This is a genomic window from Truepera sp., from assembly GCA_032027045.1.
Taxonomy (GTDB): domain Bacteria; phylum Deinococcota; class Deinococci; order Deinococcales; family Trueperaceae; genus JAAYYF01.
The window spans coordinates 1,632,488-1,644,139 of the sequence record JAVSMU010000001.1; the positions used below are offsets into that span (position 1 = coordinate 1,632,488).

13 protein-coding genes are annotated in these 11,652 nt (G+C 69.3%); 7 read left to right on the forward strand and 6 right to left on the reverse strand.

Going from position 1 to position 11,652, the window contains the following annotated elements:
* Positions 1-16 precede the first annotated feature (16 nt).
* The 5 genes from ROY82_07525 to ftsH all read left to right on the forward strand — a co-directional run bounded on the left by ROY82_07525 (position 17) and on the right by ftsH (position 5,293).
* A complete protein-coding gene (locus ROY82_07525; GenBank protein ID MDT3682308.1) occupies positions 17-1,087 on the forward strand; it encodes an RIP metalloprotease in 1,071 nt (356 codons plus the stop codon).
* Complete coding sequence (locus tag ROY82_07530) at positions 1,087-1,791, forward strand: glycosyltransferase (GenBank protein ID MDT3682309.1); 705 nt, start codon at positions 1,087-1,089, stop codon at positions 1,789-1,791. Before ROY82_07525 ends, ROY82_07530 begins: the two co-directional genes overlap by 1 nt.
* On the forward strand, positions 1,791-2,402 hold the full coding sequence (locus ROY82_07535) for an MBL fold metallo-hydrolase (protein MDT3682310.1): 612 nt from the start codon (positions 1,791-1,793) through the stop codon (positions 2,400-2,402). The genes ROY82_07530 and ROY82_07535 overlap by 1 nt, the downstream gene beginning before the upstream one ends.
* A 235-nt stretch (positions 2,403-2,637) precedes the next feature.
* Positions 2,638-3,222, forward strand: a complete 585-nt coding sequence (locus tag ROY82_07540) for a DUF308 domain-containing protein (GenBank protein ID MDT3682311.1) — start codon at positions 2,638-2,640, stop codon at positions 3,220-3,222.
* A 4-nt stretch (positions 3,223-3,226) separates the two neighbouring features.
* Positions 3,227-5,293: an ATP-dependent zinc metalloprotease FtsH gene (ftsH, locus tag ROY82_07545; protein ID MDT3682312.1), complete on the forward strand. Its 2,067-nt coding sequence runs from the start codon at positions 3,227-3,229 to the stop codon at positions 5,291-5,293.
* On the opposite strand, the gene hisD is transcribed toward ftsH, so the two are convergent.
* Positions 5,290-6,606: a histidinol dehydrogenase gene (gene hisD / locus ROY82_07550; GenBank protein MDT3682313.1), complete on the reverse strand. Its 1,317-nt coding sequence runs from the start codon at positions 6,604-6,606 to the stop codon at positions 5,290-5,292. The genes ftsH and hisD overlap by 4 nt on opposite strands.
* On the opposite strand from hisD, the gene ROY82_07555 reads away from it, so the two are divergent.
* Positions 6,605-7,579: an NAD(P)-dependent oxidoreductase gene (locus ROY82_07555; protein MDT3682314.1), complete on the forward strand. Its 975-nt coding sequence runs from the start codon at positions 6,605-6,607 to the stop codon at positions 7,577-7,579. The genes hisD and ROY82_07555 overlap by 2 nt on opposite strands.
* Positions 7,580-7,597: 18 nt before the next feature.
* On the opposite strand, the gene ROY82_07560 is transcribed toward ROY82_07555, so the two are convergent.
* The 4 genes from ROY82_07560 to infC all read right to left on the reverse strand — a co-directional run bounded on the left by ROY82_07560 (position 7,598) and on the right by infC (position 9,606).
* A complete protein-coding gene (locus ROY82_07560; GenBank protein MDT3682315.1) occupies positions 7,598-8,239 on the reverse strand; it encodes a TetR/AcrR family transcriptional regulator in 642 nt (213 codons plus the stop codon).
* 157 nt (positions 8,240-8,396) lie between these two features.
* Positions 8,397-8,747, reverse strand: a complete 351-nt coding sequence (gene rplT / locus ROY82_07565) for a 50S ribosomal protein L20 (GenBank protein ID MDT3682316.1) — start codon at positions 8,745-8,747, stop codon at positions 8,397-8,399.
* A gap of 11 nt (positions 8,748-8,758) precedes the next feature.
* Entirely contained in the window at positions 8,759-8,956 is a 198-nt protein-coding gene (gene rpmI, locus ROY82_07570; protein MDT3682317.1) for a 50S ribosomal protein L35, read from the reverse strand.
* Positions 8,957-9,099: 143 nt separating this feature from the next.
* Positions 9,100-9,606, reverse strand: coding sequence for a translation initiation factor IF-3 (gene infC, locus ROY82_07575; GenBank protein ID MDT3682318.1), 507 nt, complete (start codon positions 9,604-9,606; stop codon positions 9,100-9,102).
* A gap of 295 nt (positions 9,607-9,901) precedes the next feature.
* Between infC and ROY82_07580 the strand changes: the two genes are divergently transcribed.
* Positions 9,902-10,579 carry a GNAT family N-acetyltransferase gene (locus ROY82_07580; GenBank protein ID MDT3682319.1) on the forward strand — a complete coding sequence of 226 codons (678 nt, stop codon included), beginning with the start codon at positions 9,902-9,904 and terminating at the stop codon, positions 10,577-10,579.
* On the opposite strand, the gene ROY82_07585 is transcribed toward ROY82_07580, so the two are convergent.
* Positions 10,539-11,582, reverse strand: a complete 1,044-nt coding sequence (locus ROY82_07585; GenBank protein MDT3682320.1) for a PIG-L family deacetylase — start codon at positions 11,580-11,582, stop codon at positions 10,539-10,541. The two genes, ROY82_07580 and ROY82_07585, sit on opposite strands and share 41 nt — an antisense overlap.
* Positions 11,583-11,652 lie beyond the last annotated feature (70 nt).

Consider the following 11,652-nt stretch of genomic DNA (forward strand, 5'->3'; position numbering starts at 1 on the left):
GAGCCCTGGATAGAGAATGCTCACAGCAATTACCTTCGCACTGATACTCACTAGCGCCGTGGTCGTGCACGAGCTGGCGCACTACGTGAACGCCCGCAGCGTCGGGGTCGCCGTGCGCGCCTTCAGCGTCGGCATCGGCCCGGTACTCGCCCGCGTCAAGTGGCGGGGTACGGAGTGGCGGCTCAGCCTTTTGCCGCTGGGCGGTTACGTCGACCTGCCGGGCATGGGGCCGAAGGTCGACGAGGACGGCACCCTTCACCATCCCGACGAGGGCGTGGCGAAACTGCCGATCATGGCGAAACTCTGGGTTTTCGTCGGCGGCGTCATCGCCAACTACGTGCTCGGCACGCTGCTGCTGGCTGCGGCCATCACCTTGCAGCCGGCGTTCCGCGAGATAACCGGCGCTACCGTGGTGGCGCAAGGGTCCGTCATCTCGCGAGTCATGCCCGACTCGCACGCGGCGCAACTCGGCTTCCACGACGGCGACCGCGTGCTCTTCCTGAACGGCGTCGCCGACCCTATTCCTGACGTACTCGTGCAGCAGGTCCAGCAGGCGGACCACCTCGACTTCGTGCTCCAACGCGGCGGCGCCGAGGTGAACATCTCGACCCCGTGGCCCCTCGACGTGGCCGGCGAGACGCCTCGGCTTGGCGTCGAGATCGGCGCCATCTTGCCGCCGGTGAGCTACCTCGACGCGCTGGGCGAGAGTGCCGCCTTCGGCATCCGGGTCGTGCCCGAGATCGCCAAGGGCTTCGTGGCCGGCTTCGGGGCCGCCATCACCGGCGCCCCCAACCCCGAGGTGGCGGGTCCTGTCGGCATGGTCTCGCTCGTGTCGCAGGCCACGCGGGTGGGCCTGGCCAGCGTGCTCCTGCTGGCCGCGGTCATCAACTTCTCGCTGGGCGTGTTCAACCTGCTCCCGATCCCGGGGCTCGACGGCGGTCGCATGTTCCTGGCCGTCATCGTGGCGCTGCGGGGCAAACCGTTCCAGCCGGGCCAGGAGGAGAAGTTCCACTTCGCCGGGATCATGCTGGTGATGGCGCTCATCGTGCTGATAACGTTCCGTGAACTGAGCGCGCTGTTCACCTGATGAGCCGCTCGGCGGAGCAGGAGGGCGCCGGCCAAACACCGAGGGTGGACGTGCTCATCCCCGCCTTCGACGAGGCGCCGTACGTCGGCACCGTAGTTCGGGCGGCGTTAGCCGCCGGCACCGGTCGCGTGCTCGTCGTGGACGACGGGTCCACCGATGGCACGAGCCAGACGGCCACCGCGGCCGGCGCGGAGGTCCTCACCCTTCCGGAGAACCGGGGCAAGGGTGGGGCGCTTCACGCCGGCGCCGCGGCTCTGACCAGCGAGGTCATAGTCATGCTCGATGCCGATCTCGTCGGGCTAGAGCCGGAGCACGTCATGGCGCTGGCGGCGCCCGTGTTGGAGGGCCGCGCCGAGATGACCCGCGGCGCGTTCGAGGGCGGCCGCTGGACGACCACCACCGCGCAGCACGTGGCGCCACAACTGAGCGGTCAGAGGGCCGTGAAGCGCTCCCTCCTGTTGGGAGTACCGGGGCTCGCGGAGAGCCGCTACGGCGTCGAGGTCGCCATCACGTTCCACGCGGCGGACGCCGGTTGGCGCTGCCTCAACGTGCCGTTGCCGGGCGTCTCGCAGATCATGAAGGAAGAGAAGCGCGGCTTCTGGCGCGGGGCGCGGGTCCGCGTCCGCATGTACCTCGACATCCTTCGCGCCATGACGCACAGGCGCAGAGCGCCGCGGCACAGAGGAGAACGAAATTGGAGATAGTGACCGTCCCGCTCGGGCCCCTGAAGGCCAACGGCTACCTGCTCATCGAGGGGGGCGACGTCGTGGTCGTGGACCCTGGTGGCGAGGGTGAGGACCTGGCCGCGGCCCTCAAGGAACGCGGGTGGACCCTGAAGGCCGTCTGGCTCACCCACGCGCACTTCGACCACGTGGGCGGCGTCGCGGGACTGTTGCGCGCCGCGGGGAGCGTGCCCGTCCACATGCATCCGGCCGACGAGCAGCTCCTGCGGCACGCCGCCCAGTCGGCGGCCCGGTGGAACATAGAGATCGAGGCGCCCCCCACCGACTTCGTGGCCCTCGGCCACGGTGAGACGCTGGTGTCGGGAGCCGTAAGCGCCCGCGTGCTGCACACCCCGGGGCACGCCCCCGGACACGTCGCCTTCTACTTGGAGGACGCCGCCACGGTCCTCTCCGGAGACGCCCTGTTCAAGGGCTCCATAGGCCGCACCGACCTTCCTTACGGTGATCACGAGCAGTTGCTCGAGAGCATCCGCCGCGAGCTACTCTCGCTGCCCGCAGAGACCAGGGTGCTGCCCGGGCACGGCGAGCCGACCACGGTCGCAGCGGAGTCAGCGAGCAACCCCTTCCTCTGAGGCTCGTACTGGTGCCGAGCGGCCCGCCGGCCCTGGCACTGCGTTCCGGCTCGCCGGATGTCGGGCAGGTGCCCGCGGGCATCCAATTTGCTCCGACAGCGGCTAAGATGAGAGAAAGGCCCTCTCCGCACGTGGCGCCGCCAGCGGTGTCGAGATCGACAGTGCGCGCGGGAACCACTGACGCGCGAGCGTGATGCTAGCAGCGCGTGGGGTCGGGTAAGGACGGGAGGCGTCCATGTTCAGGCTATTCACGACCAACTGGTGGGCCATCGTGTTGCGGGGTGTCGTCGGCTTGCTGTTCGGCGTCGCTGCGCTCGTCTGGCCGGCGCTCACGCTCACCGTCCTGCTCGCCTTGTTCGCAGCGTTCGCGCTGGTGGACGGCGCCTTCGCCCTGGTCGCCGTGCTCTTCGGCAGGGCCGAGGGGAGGTGGTGGGTCCAGCTCGTCGAGGGACTGATAAGCATCGCCGCCGGCCTCGTCACCCTGGCGGTGCCGGGCCTTACCGCAGTCGCCTTCGTGCTCGTCGTCGCCGCGTGGGCGGTCCTCTCGGGCATCTTCCGGATCGTGATGGCGATCCGGCTCCGCAAGGAGATCGACAACGAGTGGCTGCTCGCCCTCGGCGGCGTGTTGTCGCTGGTCCTCGGCATCGTCTTCTTCGCCCGTCCCGGGGTCGGCATCCTCTCGATGGTCTGGGTCCTGGGCCTGTATGCGCTCCTGTTCGGATTGACGCTCATCGTCCTCGGCTTCAGGCTCCGTGGGCTAAAGGGGCGCATCGAGCGCGGCGTCGAGGCCTTGGGCGGCGGGGCCGACCGCGGGGCGTGAGGCGGTGAGCAGCAGGCCACCCGGACCACCCTCGCGAACGCCGAGGGGCGACGGCGGCGCGCCGAAGCGCGAGGGCCGCGGGCCAACGGGTGAGGGCGGCGCGCCGCCGGAAGGAAGCCCCAAGCGCAGGCTCCCCATCTGGCTCATCTTCGTCGGCATATTCATAGTCAACTACGTCCTCGTGACCTTCGTGTTCCCGGGCCCGGGAAAACCCGTCGAGATCCCCTACACGCTCTTCACGGAGCAGGTCACGGCCGGGAACGTCGTCACGGTCGCCAGCCGTGGCGACACGCTGCAGGGCCTGCTGGCGAAGCCGATCACGTATCCGCCGCCGACCGCCACGCCCGAGGAGGGCAGCGGCAGCGAGGGCAACGCTTCTGAGCCGGTCGAGGTGACGAAGTTCACCACCACCGTTCCCACCTTCGTCGGCACCGATCTCGAGAAACTCCTGGTCGACCACGGCGTCGAGATCAGCGCGACCTCGATGGACACCCCCCGTAACCCGCTGCTCACCCTGCTGCTCGCGTTCGGTCCGACGCTCGCGCTGGTCGCCCTGATCGTGTGGATGGGCCGCCGGCTCAGGAGCGGCGCAGGCGCAGGCGGCCTGGGAGGCGCCTTCGGCCTCGGGAAGAGCGCAGTCAAACGCTACGACGAGGCCTCTGACGCCGAACGCGTCACCTTCGACGACGTGGCCGGCATCGACGAGGCGCGAAACGAGCTTGTCGAGATCGTCGACTTCCTCCAGAACCCCGACAGGTACACGCGTCTCGGCGGCACCGCGCCCAAGGGCGTGCTCCTGGTCGGAGCGCCGGGCACGGGCAAGACGTTGCTGGCGCGAGCGGTGGCCGGGGAGGCCGGCGTCCCGTTCTTCAGCATGAACGCCTCCGAGTTCGTCGAGATGATAGTCGGCGTGGGCGCCAGCCGCGTGCGCGACCTGTTCAAGCAGGCGCGCGAGGCCGCCCCTTCCATCATCTTCATCGACGAGCTGGACGCCATCGGCCGGGCCAGGGGGCGCAGCAGTTTCGGCGGCACCGGCGAGCAGGAGCAGGCACTCAACCAGATCCTGACGGAGATGGACGGCTTCAGCACGCGCGAGGGCGTGATCGTGCTGTCGGCCACCAACCGTCCCGACGTGCTCGACCCGGCGCTGCTGCGCGCCGGTCGCTTCGACAGGCGCGTCACGGTTCAGCCGCCCGACAAGGTCGGGCGGGCGAAGATCCTCGAGGTTCACACCCGCAACGTGCCGCTGGCGCCCGACGTGGACCTCGCGGTCATCGCCTCCATCACGCCGGGCCTGGTCGGCGCCGACCTGCGCAACCTCGTCAACGAGGCCGCCCTGCTGGCCGCACGGCGCAGGCAGGACAGCGTAACGCAACGCGACTTCGAGGACGCCCTCGAGAAGCTGGTGCTCGGGCCCGTCAGGAGCGTGGTGTTGAGCCTCGCCGACCGCACCCGCACCGCCTACCACGAGAGTGGTCACGCGATCCTCGGGCTCGTCGTGCCTGGGGCCGATCCCGTCACGCGCGTCACCATCACGCCGCGCGGGCAGTCGCTGGGCGTCACGTACCAGCGTCCCGTGGACGACCGCTACAACTACTCGGACACCCACCTCAGGGCGCGCATCGTCGGCGCCATGGGCGGCCGCGCGGCCGAGGAGATCGTCTACGGTGACCGCACCACGGGCGCCCAGAACGACCTCGAACAGGCCAGCGCGGTGGCGGTCCAGATGGTGACCCGCTGGGGCATGAGCGACCGGGTCGGCCCGCTCGCCCTGGCGCCCAAGGGGAACACCTACCTGGGAGGCGCCGAGAGCTTCGGCCTGGAGGGCAAGCCGTACAGCGAGGCCACCGCGCGCTTGATCGACGACGAGGTGCGCCGGATCATCGAAGAGAGCTACGCCCAGGCGGTCGAGCTCCTGAAGGAGCACAGAGCCCAGCTCGACGACTTGGCGAAGGCGCTGCTGGAGCACGAGACCCTGGACGAGGCCGCGGTGCTGGCGGCAACGGGCCTCGGGCCGGCGCCCAAGCAAGCCGCCGCCAACGCGCCTGAGGTCACCGAAGCGAACGACTAGCGCCGCAGGCGCGACTCGACGGCGCGGGCGTGGGCCTCGAGGCCCTCGGCCCGCGCCATAAAGGCGGCCGCCGGGCCGACGTCCTCGACCACGGCGCGAGACAAGTAGGTGAGGGGCATCACCTTCTGGAAATCGCGCAGGTTCAGGAAGGAACTGAAGCGCGCCGTGGTGCCGGTAGGCATGACGTGGCTGGGCCCGACGACGTAATCGCCCAGGGCCTCCAGGCTGTTGGCGCCGAGGAAGAGACCCCCGGCGTTGCGCGCCTTCGCGGCCAGGCTCCAGGGGTCATCTACCAGCAAGCAGAGGTGTTCGGGCGCGTAGGCGTTCGCGACGACCATGGCCGCGTCCAGGTCCTCCACGAGCACGGCCACGCCTCGCTCCTCTACCGACTGGCCGGCCGACCGCGGGTCGGGCAGGGCGGCGGCGGCCCGAGGAAGGGCCTCCAGGACGTGCTCCAGCAGCGCCAGGCTGGGCGTCACGAGCACGGGCTGCGCGCCCGCGTGCTCGGCCTGCGCCAGCAGGTCGGCAACCACGTGCCCCGCGTCGGCCGAGTCGTCCGCCACCACCAGCGTCTCCGTGGGGCCGGGCAGGGACTCTATGCCCACCGTGCCGTATAGCTGCCGCTTGGCCTCGACCACGTAGCGGTTGCCGGGGCCGACGACCTTGTCCACGCGCTGGACGCTGGCCGTGCCGTAGGCGAGGCCGGCGATGGCTTGTGGGCCGCCGACCCTCATGACCTGGTCGGCGCCCGCCAGTCTGGCTGCGAACCGCACCGCGGCCGGCACGCTGCCGTCCTCGGCCGGCGGCGTGGCCACTACCACCCGCTCGACGCCCGCCACCCTGGCCGGCACGGCCGTCATGAGCACGCTCGAGAAGAGCGGGGCGCTGCCGCCCGGCACGTAGCAGCCCACGCTCGAGAGCGGCACCACGAGCTGGCCCAGCATGGCGCCGTCTGCCGCGTACAAGAAGCCGCCTTCGGGCTGGTGGCGGTAGTACTCTTCCACGCGCCTGGCCGCCAACCTGATGGCCGCGGCCAGTTCCGGGTCGAGCTCCGACTCGGCCCCCTCCAGTTCGGCCGCCCCGACGAGCACGCCGCTCAAGTCGACGCCGTCGAAGCGTGCGGTGTGGTCCACGAGAGCGGCGTCGCCGCGTTGTCGAACGTCCGCGATTATCTCCCGGACGCTGGCTTCGAGGGCCTCGTCCGGTGAGGATCGGCCGATGCGCTCCTCGCACCAGGCGAGGGCCGCTGAAGTCGAGTTGATGACGCGCATGCCGTTCAGGATATAGGTGCGGCCGCGGTAGAGTCGCTGCATGAGCCTCAAGGTGCTGTGGCGCAACGCCAAGACCGCCGCCGCCGCGCGCGGTCTTCCCGTGCCGCAGGGCGTGGAACTGCGCTTCGCCGGCCCGGGTGAGGTGGCGGCCTCGGACCGCGACTGGGCCGAGGTGATAGTCACCGGGTCGGCGCCCCCCGGCCTGCTCACGGGGCCGGCACTGCGGCACATCGTCGTGCCGTTCGCGGGCCTGAGCCCGGAACTGCGCGAGGCGGCCCTGGCGCGGCCCGGGGTGAGCGTCCACAACTCCCACTACAACGCCGTCATGGTGGCACATCATGCCCTAGCCCTCATGTTTGCCTGCACCCACGACGTGGTGGTGGCCGACGGGGCCATGCGCCGCGGCGACTGGGGCAAGGACGAAGCCACGGCCCCGGTCAGCCTCTTCCTCCCCGGCAAGGTGGCGCTGCTCCTCGGCTTCGGTCACATCGCCAAGGCCCAGGTCGCCCCCCTGAGGGCACTGGGCATGGAGGTGCGCGCGTGGCGGCGGCGTCAGGAGGCCGAGGAGGGCGTCTTCACTTACGGCCCGTCCGACCTGCTCGAAGCCCTCGCGGCCGCCGACGTGGTCCTCATCAGCCTACCGGCGACGCCGGAAACGGTAGGCCGGGTGGGGCCGGCCGAGCTGGCGGCATTGAAGCCCTCCGCGGTGCTGGTGAACGTTGGCCGGGGTGCGGTCGTGGACGAGGAGGCGCTCTACCGCGCCCTCGCCGAGCGGCGCCTCAAGGCCGCCGGGATCGACGTCTGGTACGACTATCCCCCGAGAGGGTACGGTCTGATCAGGACGTTCCCCAGCAAGTTCCCGTTCCAAGAACTGGACAACGTGGTGATGAGCCCTCACCGGGCGGACGCCGTGCCTGACTGGCAGAGGGCGTCGGCACTCGACACGTTGGAAACGCTTGCCGGCCTGGCGCGCGGCGAGCCGCGGAACCTCGTCGACTTGGCGGCGGGTTACTGAGAGAGCGACTCCTGCAACTCAGACCCGCAAGCCGTCCAGGGCAAGCCGCAGGGCGACCGCCAACTCCTCGTGTACAGACCGGTCTTGCCGGTAGGCAGCCCACTGTAGCGCGGTGATGAAGTACGCGTTGGCAAGCGAACGCGCCAGGCGCTCCGAGGAGTAGTCCAGCCTCACCTGGCCTGCCGACTGCGCCCGCCTGAGCGCGTCCCTGAACATCTCCACCAACGGCAACGCCAGGAACGCCGCACGTGAGCGTTCCTCGTTCGGGTCGAGCAGCTCGAACGAGATGGGGAGGATGAGTTCGGGGTGGGCCGCGGCGAACGCGGCCAACTCGGTAAACAGGAAGCCGATCTCGGCAAGTGCGTCGAAACCCGCCCCCGCCCGCTTCTTCTCCACCCGCCGGGCCAGGGCGTCCAACTGGCGGGCGAAATAGGCAACCAGGATGCTCTGCTTGTTGGGGAAGTAGTTGAACACCGTGCCCCGGGATACGCCCGCGCGCGCCGCTATGAGCTCGAACGTGGCACCCTTGAGGCCGCGCGCCTCGATGAGCGCCATCGCGCTACCCAAGATGCGCTCGCGGCGGTCCGCCTTCTTTCGCTCGCGCGGACTCTGGCCGGTGGCCGTAGCCGGTCCCGCCGCAAAATCGCCCGAGGAACTCACGCGGTCATCTTAGCGTGAGGCACGGCAACCGCGAGGGAACCGCGGCCCTCGGACGCGTAGCCGCTGACCGGCGACGCCGTGCCCGCCGGGCCACAAAGCAGTGACGCCGCCGGACCGATGGTCATGGCGGCGTCTTGCATTCCCGCAGTCGTTTGGCTCAGGCGTTACGGGCGACGTCGACCAGTGCCTTGAAGGCGGACGGCTCGCGCACTGCCAGGTCGGCCAGAACCTTACGGTCGAGCTGCACGCCCGCCTTGCGCAGGCCGGCGACGAAGCGCGAGTAGCTCACGCCCTCGATACGCGCGGCTGCGTTGATGCGCGCGATCCATAGGCGGCGGAACACGGCCTTCTTGTCACGGCGGTCGCGATACGCGTAATCGGCGGCGTTGAGAAGCGTCTGTTGCGCGACGCGCACGCTCTTGGAGCGTAAGCCCCAATAACCCTTGGCGCGCTTGAGGATCTTCTGGTGACGGCGACGGCGAACGATGCCGGTCTTGGCTCTAGGCATGATTCACCCCCTCAGTCGTAGGGCAGCAGCGTCTTGATGCGCTCTGCCTCTGGCTTGGCGATGATTAGGTCCCTGCGGCCCTGGCGAATCCTGCGGCCTGACTTCTTGTAGTTCAGGTGTCGCTTGCCTGAGCGCATCGCCTTGACCTTACCTCGCCCTGTGATCTTCACACGGGCTTTGGTGCCCTTATGGGTCTTGAGTTTCGGCATGCTGTCTCTCTCCTAAAGCTTCCGTCGCTGGTGTCCGGTTCGGTCCAAGCGTCGGCCTCGCCCTCTTGGGGCTAGGGCCCATAGAGGTTACTACATCGGACGTGGAGCTGCCCACTCGGGCATACTCGTGAGCGTGCAGAGCGTCAGCTCTCCACCGGTACTCCCGCCGGGCGCAGGATCATGTTCATGTCCATCCCCGCGATCATCGGGGCGGCGTCGACCACGGCCAGCTCCGTGACGTCGGAGGCGACGCGGTTGAGGATCCCCTGCCCCAGTTCTGGGTGGGTGCGCTCACGGCCGCGGAACATGATGGTCACCTTCACCTTGTGACCACCCTTGAGGAAACGGCGGATGTGGTTGACCTTGGTCTCGTAGTCGTGATCGTCGATCTTGACGCGGAACTTGATCGACTTCATCTCCTGTTGGCGGGAGCGCCGGCGGGCGTCCTTGGTCTGCTGCTGCAACTCGAAACGGTACTTACCGTAGTCCAGCAGCTTGGCGACCGGCGGCTGCGCCGCCTCGCCCACCATTACGAGATCGAGGTCTTCCTCGCGTGCCATGCGAAGCGCGTCACGGGTCTCGACGATGCCGACCTGTTGGCCATCGGACCCTATGAGGCGCACCTGACGCACGCGGATCTGCTCGTTCACTTTCAGCTCTTTCGAAATGGACTCCACCTCCTGGGTGAGTTGTCGTGGCGACGCGTATGGCTGGCGGGCGCGGCAAGCGCGCTTTACACCTCACCAACATCGCACACAGCGCTCGATTCTAGCAGAGCGGGGTGTCAGGTTACAACGGGACGCGGGAACGTCCCTCGGCTTCTCGATCGAGAGCGCCGGCCCGGCTCACCTGCCCCACGCGCACCAGCGTGTCGGCTCACCTGCCCCACGCGCACCAGCGTGCCGGCGCTAGACTGGCCGCACGACCACGGCCGTCGGTGCAGTCATGGACTCCGACCTTCTCAACAGCTCTCTCAGCGTGCGCCCGGCAACCACCGCGGACGCCCGGGCAATCGCAGACGTGGCGTTCGAGACGGCGTTCTTCGGAGCCTCGGCTGCGGTGTTCTTCCCGTGTCCCGAGCTCTTCGGCGAGTTGTGGGTGCAGCCCTACTTGCATGCGGGCCACGGTCACGTGGCCGTCACCCAAGCGGGCAAGGTGGTCGGCTACTGCGTCGGCGTCGACCAGCCGACCGACTATGCTCGCGGGCTGCTCGCGCGCCTGCCAAGGACCGTAGCGGCGCTGGCACGCTGCGGGTGTAGTCCCGGTTGGCGCACGGCACTCAGGTACGGTTGGCGCGCGCTGCGTTTCAGGACGCCTGCCGCTCCGGCCCGGATCTACCCGGCACACCTCCACCTGGCGCTGCTGCCGGCCAGCCGTGGCGGCGGCGCCGGCCGCGCGCTCCTCAGCGCGTTCCTGACCGCCGCCGCCGCCCGCGGCGTGCAAGGCCTGCAACTCTCGACCACTGCCGGCCACGTGGCAGCCGTGAACCTCTACCTCTCCTCGGGGTTCGAGCAATGGGCTGCCGGCGCAAGCCCGCTGTGGCGGCCCTGGACAGGGCACGACGAAACGCACCTGACGCTGGTCACGGCGCTCGGTACTGGTTCTCGGCCGGTGAGCGGCTGACCAGCTCATTGCGCCGCGCGAACGCTTCGAGGAAGCGCCGCATCAGGTCGACCTGGCTCCGGTAGGCGTAGATCGCGCGGAGCTTGGTCTCTACCCACTGCGGCTCCAAGTCGAAGCGCTCCCACGCAACGTTCCGCGCCCGCAACGGTGGGAACAGCGGTTGGCGTAGATGCACGCCTTTAGGCAGGGGCCACTCGCGGTCGCCATGCACGATCCACCAGCGCCCGATGTCGAGTTGGCGGCGCTCACCCAGTAGCTCGATCATGAGTTCACCCACGGCACGGTGATCTGGATGCGCGTCGCGCGGGATGGGCGCCAGGACCACGGTCGGGTTCACCGCCGCTAACACTCTCCGCAACTCTGCCCGCAAGTTCTCCCCCGTATAGGCGAGGCCGGGCGACTGCGCCGCCTCGTAAGGCACGCTGGAGCGAAGAGTGAACCGCGAGCGGAAGAGTTTCTTAGGGTCACCGTCGACCAGCGCGCGTAGGCCGCGGTCCGGGAAGCCGAGCACGACCACGTGGTCGTGCGCCACGCCGAGCATGGCGGCCGCGGTCCGCGCCTCGTCCAGCCTTCGGCGCCCCAGCTCGAGCATGGGTTCGCCACTCGTCCACACCTTGCGTTCCAGGAGGATCGCGTCCAGCTCGAAGGCGTCACCGGCGGTCACGTAAACGATCCACACCTGGGCTCCCGCCTCATGGGCCTGGAGCACCATCCCGGCGCAGCACAGCACCTCGTCGTCCGGATGGGGTGCGACCACGAGCACTCGGTCGCCGGCCACCAGGCGCTGTGCGGCCGGTAAAGCCGCCGCGCTCAGGCCGAAGCGCCGTGCGTACCACCAGGCACCCAGTGCCGGAAGGTTGATGACCAATACCCCGGCCAGTAGCAACGCACCAAGAGCCACGAGCGTGATCGCCCGCTCGTTGACCAGGCCCCACGCCGCCACCCCGGCCAGCCCGAACGTTGGCCACGAGCGTTCGCCAGGTGGACGCCGTGAGCCCGGCATGGGCCCAGCTTGTCACAGGGTTGCTCGCGGCGCGGCGCACGTGAGCGCGGCCATACGGATACCGGCCGCG

Excerpts from the sequence above, each read along its gene's own strand:
- ROY82_07525 (MDT3682308.1), top strand. The coding sequence starts at position 17 with ATGCTCACAGCAATTACCTTCGCACTGATACTCACTAGCGCCGTGGTC.
- ROY82_07530 (MDT3682309.1), top strand. The coding sequence starts at position 1,087 with ATGAGCCGCTCGGCGGAGCAGGAGGGCGCCGGCCAAACACCGAGGGTG.
- ROY82_07540 (MDT3682311.1), top strand. The coding sequence starts at position 2,638 with ATGTTCAGGCTATTCACGACCAACTGGTGGGCCATCGTGTTGCGGGGT.
- ROY82_07555 (MDT3682314.1), top strand. The coding sequence starts at position 6,605 with ATGAGCCTCAAGGTGCTGTGGCGCAACGCCAAGACCGCCGCCGCCGCG.
- hisD (MDT3682313.1), bottom strand. The coding sequence starts at position 6,606 with ATGCAGCGACTCTACCGCGGCCGCACCTATATCCTGAACGGCATGCGC.
- rplT (MDT3682316.1), bottom strand. The coding sequence starts at position 8,747 with ATGCCTAGAGCCAAGACCGGCATCGTTCGCCGTCGCCGTCACCAGAAG.
- rpmI (MDT3682317.1), bottom strand. The coding sequence starts at position 8,956 with ATGCCGAAACTCAAGACCCATAAGGGCACCAAAGCCCGTGTGAAGATC.
- ROY82_07580 (MDT3682319.1), top strand. The coding sequence starts at position 9,902 with ATGGACTCCGACCTTCTCAACAGCTCTCTCAGCGTGCGCCCGGCAACC.
- ROY82_07585 (MDT3682320.1), bottom strand. The coding sequence starts at position 11,582 with ATGCCGGGCTCACGGCGTCCACCTGGCGAACGCTCGTGGCCAACGTTC.